Below are 21,033 nucleotides of genomic sequence, written 5' to 3' on the forward strand. Positions count from 1 at the left end.
ACCATGCTTATTTTGATCTGAAAAGAGCATTGGAGCGAATTTTAAAAATAAGTGAGAAGCCTGTGATAATTCTGTGAGAATTTCCTGTGATGTTTTCAGTCAACCGCAGTAAAGGTGAAAAGTACCATGAGCCCAAAAGGCTTTCCGTTGTCACTTTTCACTATCGTGTTATTTGACTGGAGACAAAAACAATGAGGATGGAAAGTCACAACAACCCGGTGACCTCGCTATCACTAAACCAATCTCTGGAAGATGCAGTTCAGAATAGGAGGTTTAACCGGCAGGCGCTGGGAGGACTGAGTCCCGCTGATCAAAAGAAATTTGAGGCTTTTGGCCGGGGCCCTGAACGACAAATCTCGCACCATGCTATTCATCAGGCTTTTGAGCTGCAGGCGTTGAAGCAGGAGAAAGCCATTGCTGCCCAGCACAAACAGGAAAATATTTCCTACGGTGAACTCAATCGAAAAGCCAGTTGGTTGGCTGTGCAACTGGCCACTATGGGAATAGGTCAGGGAAATAATGTTGGGCTGTTTCTTGAGCGATCCATTCACATGCTGGTGGGGCTGGTGGGTATTCTGAAGACAGGAGCCGCCTATGTGCCTCAGGATGTCAGAATTACGCCGGAATCCACCCTGATCGACGTGATGGATTCTGCAGATATCCATATTGTTCTGACACTGTCACATCTGGTGGAGAAAATTCCTGTCAGGGACTACCAGAGAGTTCTGGCTATTGATAGTCTGGATTTTCCAAAGTCAGGGGATCAGCAATCCTGGTCCATGACAGTGCCTCGCTCTGCTGCAAGCCACGGTGACAATTGCTTTATTCTTTTCACGTCGGGAACCACCGGTAAGCCTAATGGTGTCCGGGTTACTCATGGCAATGTCTGCAATATTCTGCTGACAGCGCCAGGTAATTTGGGAATAAAGCCCGGCTACAAAGTGTCGCAACTGCTGAACATTGCTTTCGATATGGCGGCCTGGGAAATTCTGGGTTGTCTTGCCCATGGCGGAACCTTGGTGATCCGGGAAAATGATTTCACTGAAACAGCCAAGCAGTGCGATGTCATCATCGCTACTCCCAGTATTCTTGCAAAAGTTAATGCTGACCAGTGTCAAAGAATCAAAAGTGTTGCTGTTGCAGGCGAGCCATGCCCAAGATCACTGGCAGAAAACTGGGCTGGCAGATGTCGCTTCATTAACAGCTGCGGCCCAACCGAAACCACCATCATCAATACGGCCCAGCACTTTCGCCCACACTCAATGGCTCTCACTATTGGCAAACCGACACCCAATAATACGGTGTATGTGCTGGACGAGCATATGCAGCCCTGTGCGATGGGAGAAGTGGGTGAGATCTGGGCCGGGGGTAAAGGTGTTTCAGCAGGATACATCAATAATGCCCGTCTGACCCGTGAGCGTTATCAGCCTGATCCTTTTATGGCCGATGGTAGCCTGATGTTCAGAACGCGAGATCTGGCACGCTGGAATGAAGAGGGCGAGCTGGAACACTTTGGGCGCACTGATGATCAGGTCAAGGTTAAAGGCTTCAGGGTAGAGCTCGACGCTATTTCAAACGTCATCGAGTCAGCGGGTCTATGTCAACAGGCTGTGACCATGAAGCTAAACGACAAAGAACTGGTGACATTTGTCAGACCCGCTAATAGCAGCATTGAAAAATGTCTGAAAGCCATAGAAGACAGATTGCCCTATTACTGTCTTCCTTCCTCCGTAGTAGCTCTATCCGAATTCCCGCTGACAACACGGGGAAAAACCGATAAGCAGGCTTTGCTGGCCATGATTCAGAAAAAAGAGAACCCGGCAGAGACCAAATCAGAAAAAGAAGGAGCGGTAGCCTGATGGATACGATAGCAGAACAACCATTGCAGGAACCAGGACATAGCCTTTTCAGACGAATCATCCGGCATCGTTATCTTGAGCATTATAACCGTCTGGTTTTTCTGGTCCTGACTGTGAATGCCGTCATGCTCTGGTATGGATTAACCGAGGCAGGGTGGTGGTCACAGCAAGGCATCAATCTTTCGGCATTATCAGACATGGTGCTGGTTAACTTTGCTATAGCTGTTCTGGTTCGCCAGCAGTATGTCATCAACTTTTTCTTCTGGGTAGCTACCCGCGCTCCTGTCAGCTGGCCTCTCTGGATACGATGGACTCTGGCCAAGGTTTACCATTTTGGTGGTTTGCACAGCGGCAGTGCTTTCTCCGGAACACTCTGGTATGCAGCATTTCTGGGAGGCTTGTTCTATCACCAGAGCCATGAGTTGCTGGGTGTCCCTGAAGGTGTCATGAGAGTCATGGTCGCGCTCATGGTTTTGCTGGTTGTTATCGTTGCAATGGCCGTGCCGCCGGTTCGAAGCCGACTCCACAATCAGTTTGAATGGGTTCACCGCTTTGGTGGCTGGTCCGTTCTCATACTTTTCTGGGTTCAAAGCTATATGTTTGCCGGCAGCTTTTCCGAGCTGATCCGGTCTGCGTCTTTCTTTGGCCTCAGTGTCATGACCTTGAGTGTCATTCTTCCCTGGCTGAGATTAAAAAAGGTGAAGATTGAGATTAATTCGCCTTCTTCTCACGTTGCCCTGACCCGGTTCGATCATGGGGTCACCCCTTTTGCCGGATCGTCGACTGCAATCAGTCGCAAGCCGCTGCTGGAATGGCACTCCTTTGCCAATGTTCCTGCTCCCGGTGAGGAAGGATTCAGGTTGACCATTTCCCGGGCAGGTGACTGGACCGGACAGTTTATTGATGACCAGCCCGGGCATATCTGGGTTAAGGGTATTCCTACGGCGGGAGTCGCTAATATTGAAGTTCTTTTCAAGAGGGTTGTTTACATCGCAACCGGCAGCGGAATCGGTCCGTGCCTGCCTCACTTGTTGGCAAAAGAGGTGCCGGCAAGTCTGGTGTGGTCTACACGCACTCCACGGAAAACCTATGGCGATGAACTGGTGGATGAAATTCTTGAAGCCGTTCCTGATGCCCTGATCTGGGATACCAGCAGCAAGGGTAAGCCAGACCTGGTGAAACTGGCCCACGATGCAGTACTGGCAACGGGTGCCGAAGCCGTGATTTGTATCGCTAATCAACCTCTTACGCAGAAAGTGGTTTATGAAATGGAGATGAGAGGAATTCCTGCCTACGGTGCGATCTGGGATTCATAAGTAAAACAGTCCATCTCTGACAGCAAATAAATCCAGGCAGGAAACCCTTATGAGTATTATCGTTGAGCATAAAAATAAAGTTGTACTAATCAGACTGAATCGTCCTGAAGCACTGAATGCACTTAACACCGAAACACTGAATGAGTTGCTGGAAGTCATGGAGCCTCTGGATCGTGATCCGCAGCTAGGGTGCTTTGTGATAACCGGTTCAGAGAAAGCTTTTGCAGCCGGGGCGGATATCCGTGAGATGTGCGGAAAATCCTTTGCTGAGATGTTTCAGGAGGACTTCTTTGCAGGCTGGGAGCGTTTTGCCCGTTTGCGTACACCAAAAATTGCTGCTGTATCAGGTTATGCCCTTGGTGGCGGCTGTGAGTTGGCCATGATGTGCGACACACTCTATGCATCAGAAACAGCAAAATTTGGCCAGCCAGAAATCAGGCTGGGCGTCATTCCCGGCATGGGTGGCACTCAGCGCCTCACGAGGCTGGTGGGCAAAGCCAAAGCTATGGATATGATTCTTACCGGTCGGATGATCACAGCACAGGAGGCTGAGCAGGCGGGTATGGTGGCCAGGCTTTTCAGTGCAGAAGAACTGATAAAAGAGGCGATCAAAGCAGCAGAGGTCATTGCCCGGTTCAGTAAGCCTGCGGTCATGATAGCTCGGGAAGCGGTAGATCAGGCTCTGGAACTGACCCTGAACGAAGGGTTGCTATATGAGCGTCGTGTATTCAATTCCCTGTTCGCTACTCAGGATCAAAAAGAGGGGATGGCCGCATTTCTGGAAAAAAGACAGCCGGATTTCAAGGGAAAGTAAAGCGGGTGTCACGGCGACAATGAGTAATACCAATCGTGCTTTCTAACTCCCGTGATGAGCATGAAGATTTGAGCCTTAAGACAAGGCGGCGTGAGGAGTCATAGCCTTAGCTATGGCGACGATCGCCAACGCAGGATTAAGGCTCAAATCTTCAGCGCAATAGGGAGTTAGAAAGTTCGATTGGTATAAGTCTGTTCCGGTCACAGTTTTAAGGGTTCAGGCTTCACACTGCGCTGTTTCTGCGATACAAACGAGTCAGGTATTCCAACCTGAGTCCGACAAAGACATGGAAAACAAACGTATTCTGATAGTCGAAGATGAGCAGGAGATCGGTGATCTGGTTTCGCTGCATCTGGGTGACCTGGGGGCCCGGGTCACCCATGTGCCTGATGGTAATCAGGGGCTGGAGTTGGCTGTCTCCAGAGAGTGGGACTTGCTGATTCTTGATATACAGCTCCCCGGGGCCAGTGGTCTGGAAATCTGCAGACAGCTAAGGCAGCAAAATCAGATCATCCCCATTTTATTACTGACTTCGCGTTCTACCGAGCTGGACCGGGTGCTGGGTCTGGAAGTCGGTGCGGACGACTATATTCCCAAGCCTTTTAGCATGCTTGAGCTGATTGCCCGAATTAAAGCCGTCTTCCGCAGAGTCGCAGTGATGACAGACAAGAGGACTTCTGAAGATGTTATAAAGATCAGGGATCTTGAAATTATGGAACCCCGTCGTCTGGTTAAGTTATCGGGTAGAACGGTTGACCTAACGGCGAGGGAATTCAATCTGCTGATGCACTTTGTCCGTCATCCGGGTCGGGTATTTAGCCGAGCGGAATTATTGGATCAGGTATGGGGCTATAACCACGAAGGTTATGAGCACACGGTCAACTCCCACATCAATCGTCTGCGCAGTAAACTGGAACTTAATCCACGACACCCGGAGTACATTATTACCTGCTGGGGGGTGGGTTATAAATTACAGGACAGACCGCTCAACTCCCTCCAAAGAGAGGTCGTATAAATTGACCCGTCAGGAGCAGGGAAATGCTGAATACTCTGAACAAAAAATTGTCATTGGCTTTACTGATTATTGTATCCGGTGTCGGCCTGGCTGCTCTGGTAATCGGGCAATGGGGAATGCGACTCTACTATGAAGAACTGACCCAGACACTGAATCAGAGCATTGCCATGTATGTGACCCGCGAGCATGAGCTGATCGAAGGTGATGTCGGCAGTGAAAGGGCGATCAGCATGCTGGCGCACCAGGCCATGATCATTAATCCGGCAGTAGAGGTTTATTTGCTGGGTCCGCAGGGTAGAGTCCTGACTCATACTCTGGAAGAAGGGGAACTGGTTCGTGACCAGATTGATCTTGAACCCGTGAAAAGGTTCATTGCCGGTGATGAGCGTTTCCCCATTCGGGCCAATGACCCGAGACACAGCAATGTCGACAAGATTTTTTCTGCTTCAGAAATCCGCTTTGCGCAGGGAGTTCGCGGTTACTTTTATGTGGTTCTGGGTGGCAGGCTTTATGACAATATTAGTGACAGCATTGCCTGGAGCCATATCAGTAAGCAGATGTTCTGGTCATTGCTGATTATTGTTGCCAGTAGTGCGCTGGTGGGCTTGCTAATCTTCCGACTGCTGAGCCGACCATTGACCAAACTGAGTTGCGATATGTCCGGGTTTGCCCAGTCAGAATTGGGCACGGAGAACCTGTTTTCACAGACTGATGGCCAGAAAACCGATGAGGTGGGGCGACTGTCAGCGGTTTTTCAGGCCATGTCTGAGCGGATCAAAGCGCAGCTGGAACAGTTAAGGACCACAGATCGGCTGAGGCGGGAGCTGGTATCCAATGTTTCTCATGACCTCAGGACGCCTCTGGCAACGATGCAGGGTTATCTGGAGACTCTGATTATCAGGGATGAGCGTCTGGAGGCAGATCAGCGTATCGAATATTTAAGGCTGGCTGAAAAAGGCTGTCATCGTTTATCCCGATTGATCACGGATCTGTTTGAGCTGTCAAAGCTGGAGTCAGGCAGCAAAAAGCCTGACTTTGAGCACTTTCTTCTGGCTGAGCTGATGTACGACACGGTTCAGAGCTTCAGGCTGACTCTGAAAGAACGGGGGATTTCCCTGTCCATAGAGTGTAATGAAAGTCAGACACAGGTTTTTGCTGATATCGGAATGATTCAGAGGGTGTTTGATAATCTTCTGAAAAATGCTATTACCCACACTCCGCAGAATGGCTCGATCCTGATCCGTCTGAGTACCACAGCAAGGGGCGTTAATGTAACGGTTGAAGATACAGGCAGAGGCATTGATGAGGAGGATCTGCCAAGAATATTCAATCGTTTCTACCAGGCATCACTGGCCGCAGAGCATCGCAACAAAGCCGGAGGTATTGGCCTGGGGCTGGCCATCGTGAAAAGAATTCTGGAGTTGCATGGCAGTCATATAGAGGTGACCAGCCGATTGAGAAAGGGGACCAGTTTCCGGTTTACTTTGCCTGTCTAGCAGCCTGTCGGACTTAAGACTGTCCTACTGCGGTTGCAATAAATTGGTCTAAAAATCCCTGTTTCTTCGTCAAATAGCTCGCTATTCTCCTCAGAAACAGAGATTTTTATCCTCAATTTCTTGCAATCCTCGCTACGGACGCTTAAGTCCGACAGGCTGCTAGACAGAGCAAGCTTAAGGCATTGGATGAAGGAACCTCCGTGGCCATAAAGCTGCCCTGTGAAAGCACTATCTATGCTGCCGTTACAGGAGGCATGGAGGCTACCAGTTTCAATACTTCATTGTCGATGTAGTAGAGACCCTTGCCCTCAAAGCCAATCATATCGATTTTATCCAGAATACCTTTGAACAGCTTTTCTTCTTCGTGCTGCTCGGCTACATACCACTGCAGAAAGTTGAAAGTACTATAGTCCTTTTCAGTAAATGCAGTGTGCGCCAGCTCGTTGATACAACGGGTCACTTCGCACTCGTGCTCGTAAGTTCGCTGGAAGATATCTCTTACCGATTCATACTGGTGGGGAGGTGCATTGATTGCACCGATGATAGCCATTGCCCCAGTCTCATTAACATAGTCAAAGAGCTTTTGCATATGCTCCATTTCTTCCCGGGCATGCCGACGCAGAAACTCGTTGCAGCCATCAAGCCCCTGGGCTTCGCACCAGGAAGCCATTTGCAGGTAAAGGTTGGAGGAGTAGAACTCAAGATTGATCTGATCGTTGAGCTTGTCGATCATGGTTTGAGTCAGCATGGTTTTAACCTGTTCGTGCCAAAAACTGAAGTATAACGGCTTGGTGCTCCAGTTAAACATTCAGGGTATGATTTCGCCTTTTTTCACACGCTTCTGGACTGAGTCATGACTTCTCCTTTTGATCATTCCGATACGCTTTACTGCAAAATGAAAACAGCCTGTGCTGATGACTGGCACCGCTATTGTCACCATGAGTTTGTTCAGGGTATTGCGGACGGCACACTGCCTCTGGAAAGCTTCAAGCATTATTTGCAGCAGGACTATCTGTTTCTGATTCACTTCGCCAGAGCTTATGCGCTGGCGGTCTACAAGGCTGATAATCTTGAGGATATGAGGGCAGCTTCCGGCTCCGTGGCCGGGATTCTCTCAGAGATGAATCTTCATCTGGACTACTGTGTCGAGTGGGGAATGACTGAGCAGGATGTGGTCAGTCAGCCAGAAGCCAGGGCTAATATGGCTTATACCCGCTATGTGCTGGAGCGAGGAATGGCAGGTGATATTCTGGATCTGGAAACTGCCCTCGCCCCCTGTGCAGTAGGCTATGCAGAGATTGGTCTGAGACTGATCAATGACCCAGCAACTAAAAGAGAAGGAAACCCCTATTGGAAATGGATCCAAACCTATGGGGGAGAGGAGTTTGTGCAAGGGGCTGTCAGGCAGGTTGAAGCGATTGAAACACTGGCTGCCAGCCGTTTCTCTGAAGGCCGGATGGACTCTCTCTGTCGTACTTTCAGAGAGGCCACCCGTCTGGAAATTGGCTTCTGGGATATGGGGCTGAATCGGACTTTTTAAGGAACATTATTCAAGGTGGGCTGGAAACAGTTCACTTTGATAAAAATAAACCTTCTGCTTCTAAAGGCTTCTTTTAATCCATTTATCCCGCTGTATGGCTCTGCTTAGTTTGAATGCCGATCTGCCTTACTCTCTCCGAAATTCAATACCTGACACAGGCAGTAATGTTCTGTTTTTTTAATAATTTAATCTTTGTCGTTTACTTGTGAGCCATAAAGTCTCTTTTTTAGCGAAAAAGAGTGTGTTTCTTTAATCAACTTTTACCCGGTTTTTAAAAAATTTACTTAACCGTCTGCGCTAAATAGTTACGGTAAAAAGACAGGTCGGGGAGTTCAATAGGTAAGTATCTCTATTTTAATGGTGGCTTTAATTGCGTTCGAACTTAGTCGTATAAGTATAAATCCTCAGCAATATCAAAAATTGAATAAGTATATGAGTTTTAGTGATGTGATGAACGTCCAATAACTTATAAGAATCCGCATATAACTGCTCGGTCATAGAATGATTTCTAATAGTTCGTGATCACATATAAAAAGCAGAAAAGATTCACACAACACAACACATTGAGTTAGGAGTCCAGTGATCATGCAGAAGAAACTGCTTGCCACTTTAGTCGCTTCCCTCGTTGCCGGTCAGGCAATGGCCCTGGAAGTTTATAACGATGACGTTAACAGCCTGTCAATTGGCGGTAAGATCGGAGCTAAGACCGTTAAGAGCAATGGTTCTGACGCTGAGATGAAAGATGCCAGCCCACGCATCAACTTCAAATACGCTCACAAGTTTTCCAGCGGCTGGACCGGTTCTGCTGTTGCTGAGTGGGGCTTCTACGCTGTTGACGGCGACCAGGACGATCAGTTCTTCAACCGTCTGGGTAATGTTGGCCTGAGCCACGATACCTACGGTGCCTTCACTGCAGGTAAAGCATGGTCTGTAACCTCTGACGTATCTGGCTGGACTGACCAGTTCGCCATCGGTGGTGGTGCTGCTATGGGTGTCTACAGTGGCCGTACAGGTCTGGCAACTGATGCTGATGCTGCACACGACAATGGCGACACTGACGGTACTGCGCGTGCTGACGACGTAATCCAGTATCGCAACAGCTTTGGCGGTCTGAACGTTGGTATCCAGTACCAGCTGAAAGGTACCGGTGGCACTACACTGGCTGGTGAGTCTGGAACTCGTGACTCCAGCTACGGTGTTGCTCTGAGCTACGATCTGCCAATGGGTCTGTCTCTGGGTGCTACCTACAACGAAACCAAGTACGCTAACGAAGTAGACAATACTCCTGCAAGTCTTCCAACTAACTCTCCAGATTACAGCGGTTCTGACAAGTCTACCTCTGCTACCGTTGGTGCCAAGTTCGAAAACGAAGCTCTGTACCTGGCAGCTACCTACGGTCAGTTTGAAAACAAGACTGCTGTAGTCAAAGGCACTCTGGACAAAGAATCTACCGGTATTGAACTGTACGGTAAGTTGGCCCTGCCTCAGGTTGTTGATGGTTTCTACCTGCAGTCTGGTTTCAACCAGCTGACTGCTGACGACACCTACACTGGTGACAAGACTGACGCTCAGTTCACCGACTACATGGTGGGTGCCATCTATGAAACTGGCCCAATGCAGTTCGCTTTCGAATACACCCGTGGTGAGAAAGTCGCTGCTGCCGGCAATAAAGATTTTGACGACACCTACGCTCTGCAGGCTCTTTACTACTTCTAATCATCAGAAGCAGTCAGCCTGACAGTAAGCAGTATCTGAGGAGGCGCAATCTGCTTCCCCAGACTCTGTCAAAAAAGGCGAAGCTCTATCCGGGTTTCGCCTTTTTGTTTTTTAGGAAACCTGAACCAGGGAAGCTAAAAGCTTCACCAGCACTTAAACGGTAAGTTCTACTGCCTCCCCATACTGCTCACTCAAACAGCGATTCAACACCTGCATAAACGCTTCGCCGTTGCTGTCAGCAATCCACTGTTCTTTGCCTTCATCGTAATCGAAGTGAAAGCCGCCGCCTTTGGCGGCCAGCCATAATTGCAGCACGGGTGTCTGGCGGCTCAGAATGACCTTGGAGTTGTCTTCACAGGTCAGAGTGAGAATGCCTGCGGCGGTTTCATAATCAATATCCAGCCCTGCCTCTTCTATGGCGTCTTCAATAGCGACCATCAGGTCGTCCAGGAGGTCATGATATTCGCTTTCGTTCATCAGTGTATCCGTCAGTTAGGGCTATCGCCGCTGTTTGATGCAGATTATACTCAGCGGTTGATCATTGCTGAAACAGCCTTTTCAAAGAAGGGCTGTTCTGGTGGTGAATGACTATCCACACAGCCCTGAGCGAATTCAGCTCATGGTAAAAAGTACAAGGAGCCTTTCATGAGAGCCCTTATTGCCCTCATGTTCACCACTCTTCTGCTTGCCGGGTGCGGTCAGAAAGGGGATTTGTATCTTCCAAAGGATGGTGACACCCAGCAGTTGACTCATAGTGGGTCAGAGTAATCAGTCTCCGGGGAGAGACAGGCGACTGAAGCGCATAGATGCCTCAAGTGCATGGATGCCTCAAGCCCGGAAAAGTAGAATAATGCTCCCCAGAAATTTTATGACAGAGAGTAAGACAGTCTGATGGATTGGTTTCCCAGCCGTAACGGTGAGCTTTATGCTGAACAGGTTCCCGTTACTGAAATTGCTGAACAGTTTGGTACCCCGGCCTACATCTATTCCCGCAAAGGGTTTGAAGAAGGGTTTAAAGCCTATAAACAGGCGCTGGAAGGGTGGCCTCACCTGATTTGTTACGCCGTCAAAGCTAACAGCAACCTGGCGGTTCTGAATGTTCTGGCAAAACTGGGAGCGGGTTTTGACATCGTTTCCGTTGGTGAACTGGAGCGGGTTATTGCTGCCGGCGGTGAAGCCTCTAAAGTGGTTTTCTCCGGTGTCGGCAAACAGCGTCATGAAATCAGAAGAGCCCTGGAACTGGGTATTCACTGCTTCAATATTGAGTCAGAAACGGAGCTGGAAAGAATCCAGCAAGAAGCAGAAATCATGGGCAAAGTGGCCGCTGTTTCTGTCCGGGTGAATCCGGATGTCGATGCCCGGACCCACCCTTATATTTCTACGGGTCTGAAAGACAACAAGTTCGGTATTGATATCAAGGCTGCGCCTGCCGTTTACCAGCGGGCAGCTGAGCTAGCGAATATCGAAGTGGTGGGTGTGGACTGTCATATCGGCTCTCAGCTCACGACCAAAGAGCCCTTTATTGATGCTCTTGATCGTCTATTGCTGCTGGTTGATCAGCTTCGTGAAATGGGTATTATTCTGAAGCATCTGGATATTGGTGGTGGCCTGGGTATTTCCTACGAAAAACACGAACAGCCACCGACACCCTCAGAATATCTGGGGCAAGTGAGAGAGCACCTGGCTGCCAACGAGCACCACAAGCACCTGAAAATTGTGGTTGAACCCGGGCGATCTATTGCCGCACAGGCAGGGATGCTGATCACTGAAGTTGAGCTGATCAAACAGTCTGACCATAAGGCTTTCGCCGTGGTTGATGCGGCCATGAATGATCTTTTGCGTCCTTCAATCTACAGCGCCTGGCATGGTATTGAACCGGTGGTGCGCAACGACGAGAGAGGGGAGCTATTGTGCGATGTGGTCGGGCCCATTTGTGAGACCGGAGACTTTCTGGGTAAAGACAGAAAGCTGAAAGTGGCTGAAGGCGATTTGCTGGCGGTCCGCTCTGCCGGTGCCTATGGCTTTGGAATGAGCTCCAATTATAATTCCCGTTGTCGCCCTGCTGAAATTATGGTCGATGGTGATCAGGTACATCTGGTTCGTCGCCGGGAAAGGCTGGCTGACCAGTGGGCCAACGAAATACTGCTGCCAGAAGGATAATTATTGCGCTATGTTGTTGCACTTCACAAAAATGCACGGCCTGGGCAATGACTTTATGGTTGTTGACAGAGTCACCCAGTCCATACGCATTACGCCGGAAAAAATCCGCAGCCTGTCTGACCGGAATTTTGGAATTGGTTTTGATCAGTTGCTGATGGTTGAGCCGCCCACCGATCCCGATATGGATTTCCGTTATCGGATCTTCAATGCCGACGGCAGTGAAGTGGAGCAATGTGGCAATGGTGCCCGTTGTTTTGCCCGTTTTGTCAGGGACAAGAAACTGATTGGACGTGACACCATTCGTGTTCAGACTTCAGGTGGCAATATGGAACTCACCATTGAAGACAATGGCGATGTTACGGTGGACATGGGTATTCCGGTGCTGGAGCCTCAACAGATTCCGTTCAACGCACCATCCATGCAAACCACCTATGACCTTGATGTGGACGGAGAGCGTTTGATAGTGGGGGCAGTTTCCATGGGCAATCCTCACGCCGTATGGCAGGTGGAGGATATTAACCGGGCACCGGTTGAATCAATGGGTCCCAAACTGGAAGGCCATAGTCGTTTTCCAAAACGCTGTAATGCCGGTTTTATGCAGGTACTGGATGCCACAGAGATCAACCTCCGGGTTTATGAGCGAGGCGTGGGTGAAACCCTGGCTTGTGGTTCCGGTGCCTGTGCGGCGGTTGTCGCGGGTCGTTTACAAGGACTTCTGGATGAAGAGGTTCGGGTTAATCTTACCGGTGGCAGTCTTCTGATTCGTTGGCAGGGAGAAGGTCACCCGGTTATGATGACAGGGAGTGCCACCAGGGTATTCGAAGGACAAACAAGGATATGACAGACTCGGCCACCAGTGATAAAGCCTCAAACAAGAAAAACGCTGGCAGAGAAAACCAGATCACTGCTATGACGGCAGATCAGGTGATTCAGTATCTGAAGAACCATCCTGACTTTTTTTTGAATCAGGATGAACTGCTGTTGGATCTCAAGATTCCCCATGAAAGAGGGGAAGCTATTTCACTGGTTGAACGTCAGTTACAACTGCTCAGGAAACACAATCTTGAGTTGCGGCGCAGGCTTGGCAAACTGGTGGACGTTGCCCGGGATAACGATCGCCTGTTCGAACAGACTCGCAAACTGGTGCTTGGTATGCTGGAAAGTCAGGATCTTGAGCAGGCGACTGAAACCCTCAAAGATGGTCTGGAGCAGGATTTTGAAATCGATTTTCATTCCCTGATTCTGTTTACCCGCCAACCAGCCAATCTGACCATCCGGGAAGAAGATCCTGATACAGCGGATGAAATTCTGGGTGATCTGCTTTCAGGCTTCAGGGATAAACAATCTTCCGGTCAAAAGGTCATCTGTGGCCGAATGAAGTCCCGCGAACTGGAATTCCTGTTTCCGGACAACCATGGGGAAATCGGTTCAGTGGCACTGGCGCCATTGAATTTCCCGGATAAAGTGGGTGTTTTGGCACTGGGCAGCCGGGATGAAAATCATTTTCGGGCTTCCATGGGCAGTCTGTTCATTGGTTATCTCAGTGATGTGACCAGCCGCGTCTTGAGTCGTCTTATCTGAGGGAGGCTAAGCCAGCGGCGACTATTAAATCCGCTCAGACGTTTAATCATTGTGTTCATGCTCCTGAGTAAATAGGGGGTGTCTGCAAACAGGGCAGCTTCTTACCCCGTTATTAATCATTGCTATGGCGCATTCCTTATGGACTTTGTGGGAGCAGGCTAATATCTGGCAGCCGCTAAAGGCATCTTCCAGACAGATGCAGCACTCATCGTGGCCTGAGTTTTCCCGACATTTGTGATTGCCCAATAGCCTGTTATCAAGGCAGACACCGCAAACATCACAGTGAAAGGAATTATCTGAGTTTATTCGGCAAATACCACATTTATCGCAGTGATGCGGTTTATTATGTGCTGTGGTGAAGTGTTTGCAAATTGCGCAGTAATATTCCGACATTTGCTCTCCACATCCGGGGCATGTCTGGGAATCTTCATTAATTTCTCCCTCATATCCACACAGAGAACACTTAAGCCGTACTGCATTGAGAGCCTTATGTGTAGCTGTACATGAAGGATCCTTGTTTTCGTTATGACATCTATGGCAGGGGAAATACCCCGGACAGCAAGGAAAACCCACAGAGCAGAATCTCCGATAATGCTGGCACCCTGCTCCGTGAGACTCTTGCAGTGGAAGCCGTTGTAAATCTACGTTTGAACAGCCTGCCTGCTCATCGGGCGGGTTTGCATGCCCGCTTTGGGTGCACGGCTGCTGGTAAGGGGCAGAATATGAGTCAATGATCTGCAAAGTGTTGGCTGCGGCCATCTGTTGATTTTCTCCATGAGGCATATCGCTTACAGATGGTGGCCCTGAATCGGAGGAGTCAGACGAGTTTTCCAGCTCATTGTGAGTGATCGAGTGATCGTGAGAAACAAAATCGGCTGAGATTCGCATCGTCGGCCAGACCTCTGCCATAGGTTGATCTGTTCGATCATTCATGCGGTTTGCTGATCGTAGCTGACGAAGCTCACGCATCAATATTGAATATTGGTTATTCAAGCTTCTGTTTTGATCTTCAAAATAAGTTACGCAGCCTCGCAACCCCTCAATATCTGCATTTAATTCTTGATTCTTTATCGTTAATTCATGATTTTCTACATTTAAGTTTCGATTCTCTATATCTGAATTTTGATTTTCTATTCTTAATCTTTGGTTCTCTGTTCTTAACATTTGGTTCAATTCTCTTAACTGTTCGTTTTGTCCAGTTAACTTTGCAATCTTTTCTTTATCTTTCTCCTGATCGCATCTTTGCAGCTCAATCATTTCTGTAAGCCAGTGGTATTGATTTGTAGCATGTTCTAACTCTCTTAAACTGCTATTCAAGTTTCCAAGTTCATAAAGGGCAGGGTTTTCGAATGCATTAAATGCATTTTCCGGAGCAATCGGTGAAGGATTTGAAGGCAGTCCGTTGCTATCCCACATCTGTGCAGGCAAAGAAGGTTGGGGATAAGTTTGGGCGACGAGAAGAGAAGCATCGGTCGTATGTTTACTTAAGAAGTCTTGATTTATCCCTGACACTTCCATATCGGATCGGTCACGTGCCCTACTGGCGTGATAAGCACCGTGTGAACGTCCTGCCTGTAATCGCCTTTCGAAAGGGCCGATTCGCTGATTGGTAAGTGCAGTCTGCTTTGGCCTTGCTCCCTGCTGTAAATATCTGTTTGTTGGTACGTTAGGGGTGCTGCCGGTGGCGCCAGAGGCACTTTGGAAGCTACCAACGGGCCGGAGTGAAAGAGTGTTTGAACTGGCCTTGAAGCCGTCAACAGACCAGATTGAATGTGTGTTTGCACTTGCCTGGAAGCTATCAACGGGTCGGATTAAATAAGTGTTTACACTTGCCTTAAAGTTATCAACAGTCCGGATTGAATGAGTGTTTGCACTGGCCTGGAAGCTATCAACTGGTCGGACTGAATCGGTGAATGAACTTGCCTGGGAGCTATCAGCAGGCTGGATTGAATGAGTGTTTGCACTGGCCTGGAAGCTATCAACTGGTTGGACTGAATCGGTGAGTGAATTTGCCTGCAAGCTATCAACTGGTTGGACTGAATCGGTCAATGAACTTGCCTGGAAGCTATCAGCTGGTTGGACTGAATCAGTGAATGAACTTGCCTGTAAGCTATCCACAGGCTGGATTGAATCGGAGAATGGGCTTGCATTGCTGACAATTATTTCGTTGGAGGTATTATCACCGTTACACTCGGATTGATGTTCATCAGGCTCGGGGCAGGCACCGTCAGTTGTGTCGTCGGAGATATAATCTCTGTTACGGATTACAGAGGCTTGTGGTGAAGACTCTTTTGGCGAAGGCGCTTGTGATGATGAGTAAGATTGCACCTGCCTCAAGAGTTTATCTGAAAAGCTTAATAATTCTTGAAACGACGGGTGCTGATCAAATTGCGTAATATTTATAAAAGGCTTGGGGAATGTAAACGGCCTTGCGTGGAACAAAATATTACTTCGTGTGGTTATATCTGATACTTTTCCTAACAGTTCACGAATAGGCCCAAGCGGTTTTTCATAGAACAGGAACAATTGAACAAAGTATTCAGTAAAGCAACATTGTTCAAATTGTCCTACTGGTGGCTGTTGGTCAGATTGATTGACCCTGTCAATTATGTCCTGAACAATCTTATACAAAATTATCAGGTTGTTATCGGCAGCTTCCGGCAGTGCCTGCTCAGGTGGAATAATCGGTTCACTTGTAGACAGGGTGCCAAGGTCATTCAAAGCCTGTGTTTCATCGCTCGTGGCTTCTATCAGCTGCCTGATAAACCGGTTGCGCACTGAGTTCTCACGGTAAGTACGCTGCAGTTCCAGTACCGCCTCAAGAGGAGTGACAGCATTACCCCTGGTGTTTGTGCTTTTGGTATCCAGAACCTGCAAACGCTCAGGCATGTCCAGCTCATTCAGTATTCGCCTTAGCTTGTGAACGGCGTTGGGGTCGTTGCTCTTAATGATGGCGACAAGTTGGTTCGCAAGTACCTGAAGGTCCTGAGTCCCGGTGTTTTCTTCATTCTCATCTTCATCTTCATTGTCGTCTTTTCTGTTATTCCAATCTTCACTGCTATCATCACCTTCCCCCGGTGATCTGCTCTCCTGACCTTCAGGTTCATCTCTTTGTTCTTTTTGTTGATAGTTATTTTCGTCCTTTGATTCTCTGTCTGGTGCCCTGCCAGTAGGTTCACCATCCCCATTGCCCGCTTTCAGGCCACTTGTCTTCAGGGCTGTGCGCTCAAGAAATAGTTTCAAACAGCCAAGCTGCCACTGAAGACTTTCGCTGGCCGGGCAAGAATTGGCGGCACGCTGCAAAAGGGTGTTCCAGAAATTAACATCGGTCAGTTGATTTACATCCAGGAAGTCAAGCCAACCAATGGGTATAACGGCCTCACTGGAAGAGCCATCTGCGTTGACGCGTGTCATCTTCAGACGGGCCGGAGACGGCTGTTCCTGAAACGAGATAGAATCCTTACCAATAAACATCAGCCAATTGATGATGGGGTTGAGGATAACCAGGTCTATTTCGAATAATCCCGATGGTCTGCCCCCACCACCTCCCCAGGGGGGAGGGGGAGGCAAGTAGAAGAAGCCGCCATTGCCACCACTGGGAAAATTGCCCGTGCCAGTGAACTGGCCTCCTGTCGATGACAGTGTGTTATTTCGGGATTGGCCGGTTTCCAGTCCACTGTTTGCTATGTTGTCGGGGTGGACCAGAAGGGTCATTGGAGCAATATGGGGCTCGTCCTTCAGCGGTTGATCGCTGGTTACAGAAGTCAACTCTGGTCTGTCTGCCGTCGTGGATTTTAAGCGAACAAGCGTGCCATTTTCAGAGGTACCCTGTGAGACATCCTGGAAGATGGGTGTTTGCTCTTCCTCCATTATCAGTAGCTGATAGCAATAGTCACTCAAGTCGTTCGTGAGCGATATTGCGATACTGTTCGAATCTTCTGGAGTCACAGGCGCCTTAAAGCAGAGAATGCTTTTTCGGTCATTAAAACCTTTCGGAAGCAGCAAGTTTACTTGCCACCGACTGACACCCTGCGGATCTGCAGCATCATTGATTTCAATCTGAACCCTGCTCCCGTCTAAATGATGTCGGTCAATGAGGGTTGAGGAGTAGCATAATGGCACAACCACCATAGCAAGCGGGAAAAGAACAAACGCCATGAATAAACGGTAAAAATGCATTCAAATCTTTCTATATAATTATGTTAATAACACCAATTCCACCCTCCTTGTCTGATATAAAAACGTCCGGACAATCTGTGCCGACTTTCTACTCTGGAAAAACAAAAGAGCATTATTGAGCGGTTTTATTATTCTTAGAACAAACAGATAATAGACAAGAATTTCTGAATTGCTATGTGGGTTGCATGCCTTTTATCGTAAAGTCTTGGGAAGCAGCAAACTCTGCACCGCCAGAAACTGCACAATAGCCCCTCCTTCCTGCACTATAAACATCAAGTGATTACCGGTGGTGATTATTTAATCCGGTCGGAGGGTTAATTGCTATTTTCAACTAACGGAGTATATAGAGGGCTTCTGCAAACAGGGCAGGTTCTTATCCCGTTTTTAACCAACTCAATGGCGCATTCCCTATGAATTTTGTGGGAGCAGGGCAGTATCCGGCAGCCGCCGAAGGCATCTTCCAGGCAGATGCAGCACTCATCGTGGCCTGAGTTTTCCCGGCATTTGTGATTGCCTTGCAACCTTATGTCCAGACAGACATTGCAAACATCGCAGTGAAAGTTCTCTTCCTTGTTTATTCGGCAAATACCGCATTTATTGCAGTGGAACGGTGTGATATTCATACTGGTGAAATGTTTGCATTTTGCACAGTAATATTCCGACATTAGCTGATTGCATCCCGGACACGTCTGTGAGTCTTCTGTAATGTCCCCCTCATAGTGACACAGAGAGCACCGAAGCCTTATTGCATCAACAGCCATGCGATCGTCAACGTCGCAGTCATTACTAATGTTGTGACATCTTTGGCAGGGGAAAAATCCGGCACAGCATCCAAAGTTCACAAGGCATAACCTCTGGTAATGACCGCATAATGAGTTTCGTTCTGGTTGCGCAGATGTATTTAACTGCGCGTTCGATGGGTTTGGCTCTTCATTCAGGGGGCTTGATTGCTGGTAACATGCGTGAGACTCTGCTTCGTTGTTTGCTATCGAGCCCGGGCTTGCCGCTGCCGTCTGATACCGTGCTTGTTGGTTCACATAGTCTACTGACTCTTCCAAACGGGCCCGCGAATCACAATACCTCCGATTCTCTCTTCTTAATCCTTGAACCTCTTCAGTTAATTCCTGATGCCCTCTTCTCAACCATTGAGACTCTGAAGTTAAATTCTGGTTTTCTCTTCTTAGTCCCTGAGCTTCTGAAGTTAACGCCTGATTCTCTCTTCTTAATTCTTGAACCTCTAGAGTTAACTCTTCAATCCGTTGTCTTTTTTTTTTTCTTTTTCCTGAGCGCGTCTTTTCAGATCAACGAGAATAGAGTTATCGATCGAATGTTTAATTAAGAAGTTTTGATCTATTCCCAACTCTTCCAGATCAGATCGGTCGTCTGCCCAGTTGGATTGATGATGACCATGTGAATGTCTTGTCTGAGATCTCCTTTGGAAGGAGGCATTTTGGGGACCTGCAAGGGCAGGCAGCTTTGGTCTGGCTCCCTGCTGTAAGTATCTGTCAGTTGCTAAGCCAGGAGTGCTGTCGGTAGAGCGAGAGGCATTGTGGTAGCTATTAACTTGCTGGATGGAATGGGTGAGCATATTTCCATTGTTTGCAGTGGTAGTGTTAAAGGCAATATCTCTCTGACTGATTACAGGTTCTGTGAAAGGGGCTTGTAGTGAAGAGGCTTTTAGTGAGGAGGCATGTAGTGAAGAGGCTTGTAGTGAAGGGACTTGTAGTGAAGGCATTTGCAGTAACTCGATAGTATGCGCCTGCTTGATCAACTCATTTGAAAGGCGCACTAATTCAAGGCGCGATGGGTGCTGATTAAGTTGTATAAAGATATCGCGAAAAGAGATGGAGAAGGTAAATGATTGTGCAGAAATCATAATATCACGGCTGATGCCCGAATCTGATATTTTTCCTAACAGTTCACGAATAGGTACCAGTGGGTTTGAACAGAGCAGGAACAATTGAACAAAGTATTCGGTAAAGCAACATTTTTCAAAGTTTCCTATGGGTGGCTGTTGGTCAGATTGATTAACCCTGTGGATGATATCCAGAACAATCTTATACAAAATCATCAGGTTACTGTCGGCTGCTTCGGGCAGTGCCCAGTCAGGTGGGGCGATTGGTTGGAGTTCAGAGGGGTTGTTAAAATCATCCAGAATCCTTGTTTGATCACTCGTAGCTTCTATCAGTTGCCTGATAAACTGGTTGCGCGTTGAGTTCTCATCGAAAGAACGCTGCAGGTGCAATATCGCCTCAAGAGGCGTGACAGTATTGCCCGCAGTATTTGTGCCCTTTGTCTCCAGAACCTGCAAACGCTGGGGCAGGTCCAGCTCGTCCAGTATCTGCCTCAGCTTGAAAACGGCATCGGGATCGTCGCTCTCAATAATGGCTAAAAGCTGGTTAGCAAGTAGCTGAAGGTCCTGAGTCCTGGTGCTTTTTTCACTTTTTTTGCCATTGTTGTCTTTTCTTTTGTCACCATCTCCACTGCTATAACTGCCTTCTCCCGGTGAATTGTTCTCCTGATCTTCAGGTTCACCTTTTTTCTCTTCAGGGTGGTCGTTATTTTCGTCCTTTGGTGTTTTATCTGGTAAATCACCCGATGCTTCTCCATCCCCATCAGCGGTCTTTAAGACACCGGCATGATCTGTTTTCAGGGCTGTTTGCTCAAGAAATAGTTTCAAGCAGCCAAGTTGCCACTGAAGGCTTTTGTTGGCTGGGCAAGCAGTGGCGGCACGTTGGAAGAGAGTGTTCCAGAAATAAACATCGGTCAGTTGTTCAATATTCAGGAAGTCAAGCCAACCGACGGGTATAACGGCCTCACTGGAAGAACCATCTGCGTTAACGCGCGTCATTTTCAGACGCGCCCGGGATGGCTGTTCCTCAGTTGAGGTAGAATCCTTGCCTAAAGACATCAGCCAGTTGATGACGGGTTTCAGGATAACAAGATCTATTTCGAATAATCCCGTTGGTCTCCCTCCTCCCCCGGGTGGAGGGGGAGGCAAGTGGAAGAAGCCCCCGTTGCCACCACTGGGAAAATTGGCTTTGCCAGCGAGCTTGTCTCCTGTTGATGACAGTGTGTTATTTCGGGTTTGTCCGGTTTCCAGCCCACTGTCCGTGATCTCGTCGGGGTAGACCAGAAGGGTCAGTGGGATAGCCCGAGGTTTGACGTTCAGCGGTTGATCCGTGGTGACAGAAATAAGCTCTGGTCTCTCTGCCGTCGTGGATTTTAAGCGAATCAGTGTGCCATTTTCAGAGGCGCGTTCTGAGACATCATGGAAGAAGGGTATATGCTCTTCCCTTACTATTACTGGCTGATAGCAATAGTCACTCAAGTTGTTCCTGACCCATATCGAGGTAC

At 48.4% G+C, this 21,033-nt stretch carries 16 protein-coding genes; 11 read left to right on the top strand and 5 right to left on the bottom strand.

Annotation, left to right across the window (positions count from 1 at the left end; all coding sequences use genetic code 11):
• Positions 1–191 precede the first annotated feature (191 nt).
• The 5 genes from ACOJUO_RS10150 to ACOJUO_RS10170 all read left to right on the top strand — a co-directional run bounded on the left by ACOJUO_RS10150 (position 192) and on the right by ACOJUO_RS10170 (position 6,500).
• Entirely contained in the window at positions 192–1,859 is a 1,668-nt protein-coding gene (locus ACOJUO_RS10150; RefSeq protein WP_422139725.1) for an AMP-binding protein, read from the top strand.
• Complete coding sequence (locus ACOJUO_RS10155) at positions 1,859–3,175, top strand: hypothetical protein (RefSeq protein WP_422139726.1); 1,317 nt, start codon at positions 1,859–1,861, stop codon at positions 3,173–3,175. Before ACOJUO_RS10150 ends, ACOJUO_RS10155 begins: the two co-directional genes overlap by 1 nt.
• A 49-nt stretch (positions 3,176–3,224) precedes the next feature.
• On the top strand, positions 3,225–3,989 hold the full coding sequence (locus ACOJUO_RS10160) for an enoyl-CoA hydratase (protein ID WP_422139727.1): 765 nt from the start codon (positions 3,225–3,227) through the stop codon (positions 3,987–3,989).
• Between the two features lie 286 nt (positions 3,990–4,275).
• Positions 4,276–5,004, top strand: coding sequence for a response regulator transcription factor (locus ACOJUO_RS10165; protein ID WP_422139728.1), 729 nt, complete (start codon positions 4,276–4,278; stop codon positions 5,002–5,004).
• Between the two features lie 23 nt (positions 5,005–5,027).
• Complete coding sequence (locus tag ACOJUO_RS10170) at positions 5,028–6,500, top strand: ATP-binding protein (protein WP_422139729.1); 1,473 nt, start codon at positions 5,028–5,030, stop codon at positions 6,498–6,500.
• Positions 6,501–6,732: 232 nt separating this feature from the next.
• Here ACOJUO_RS10170 and ftnA read toward each other — a convergent pair whose 3' ends face one another.
• Entirely contained in the window at positions 6,733–7,248 is a 516-nt protein-coding gene (ftnA, locus tag ACOJUO_RS10175; RefSeq protein ID WP_422139730.1) for a non-heme ferritin, read from the bottom strand.
• A 105-nt stretch (positions 7,249–7,353) separates the two neighbouring features.
• On the opposite strand from ftnA, the gene tenA reads away from it, so the two are divergent.
• Positions 7,354–8,040, top strand: coding sequence for a thiaminase II (gene tenA / locus ACOJUO_RS10180; RefSeq protein ID WP_422139731.1), 687 nt, complete (start codon positions 7,354–7,356; stop codon positions 8,038–8,040).
• 585 nt (positions 8,041–8,625) lie between these two features.
• Positions 8,626–9,756, top strand: a complete 1,131-nt coding sequence (locus tag ACOJUO_RS10185; RefSeq protein WP_422139732.1) for a porin — start codon at positions 8,626–8,628, stop codon at positions 9,754–9,756.
• 153 nt (positions 9,757–9,909) lie between these two features.
• Here ACOJUO_RS10185 and cyaY read toward each other — a convergent pair whose 3' ends face one another.
• A complete protein-coding gene (gene cyaY, locus ACOJUO_RS10190; protein ID WP_422139733.1) occupies positions 9,910–10,233 on the bottom strand; it encodes an iron donor protein CyaY in 324 nt (107 codons plus the stop codon).
• 168 nt (positions 10,234–10,401) lie between these two features.
• Between cyaY and lptM the strand changes: the two genes are divergently transcribed.
• The 4 genes from lptM to ACOJUO_RS10210 all read left to right on the top strand — a co-directional run bounded on the left by lptM (position 10,402) and on the right by ACOJUO_RS10210 (position 13,497).
• Complete coding sequence (lptM, locus tag ACOJUO_RS10195; protein ID WP_306670875.1) at positions 10,402–10,524, top strand: LPS translocon maturation chaperone LptM; 123 nt, start codon at positions 10,402–10,404, stop codon at positions 10,522–10,524.
• Between the two features lie 123 nt (positions 10,525–10,647).
• Positions 10,648–11,916: a diaminopimelate decarboxylase gene (gene lysA, locus ACOJUO_RS10200; RefSeq protein WP_422136613.1), complete on the top strand. Its 1,269-nt coding sequence runs from the start codon at positions 10,648–10,650 to the stop codon at positions 11,914–11,916.
• Between the two features lie 10 nt (positions 11,917–11,926).
• Complete coding sequence (gene dapF, locus ACOJUO_RS10205) at positions 11,927–12,757, top strand: diaminopimelate epimerase (protein WP_422139734.1); 831 nt, start codon at positions 11,927–11,929, stop codon at positions 12,755–12,757.
• Positions 12,754–13,497: a DUF484 family protein gene (locus ACOJUO_RS10210; RefSeq protein ID WP_422136615.1), complete on the top strand. Its 744-nt coding sequence runs from the start codon at positions 12,754–12,756 to the stop codon at positions 13,495–13,497. Before dapF ends, ACOJUO_RS10210 begins: the two co-directional genes overlap by 4 nt.
• A gap of 42 nt (positions 13,498–13,539) precedes the next feature.
• On the opposite strand, the gene ACOJUO_RS10215 is transcribed toward ACOJUO_RS10210, so the two are convergent.
• From ACOJUO_RS10215 to ACOJUO_RS10225, 3 genes are all read right to left on the bottom strand, one after another.
• Positions 13,540–17,676 (bottom strand): CHY zinc finger protein, encoded by a 4,137-nt coding sequence (locus tag ACOJUO_RS10215; RefSeq protein WP_422139735.1) that lies wholly within the window; start codon positions 17,674–17,676, stop codon positions 13,540–13,542.
• 314 nt (positions 17,677–17,990) lie between these two features.
• Entirely contained in the window at positions 17,991–18,713 is a 723-nt protein-coding gene (locus tag ACOJUO_RS10220; RefSeq protein WP_422139736.1) for a CHY zinc finger protein, read from the bottom strand.
• Positions 18,714–18,919: 206 nt separating this feature from the next.
• On the bottom strand, positions 18,920–21,007 hold the full coding sequence (locus tag ACOJUO_RS10225) for a hypothetical protein (RefSeq protein WP_422139737.1): 2,088 nt from the start codon (positions 21,005–21,007) through the stop codon (positions 18,920–18,922).
• Positions 21,008–21,033 lie beyond the last annotated feature (26 nt).

This window comes from Endozoicomonas sp. ALC020 (genome assembly GCF_049275935.1).
In the GTDB taxonomy this organism is placed as follows: Bacteria; Pseudomonadota; Gammaproteobacteria; order Pseudomonadales; family Endozoicomonadaceae; genus Endozoicomonas_A.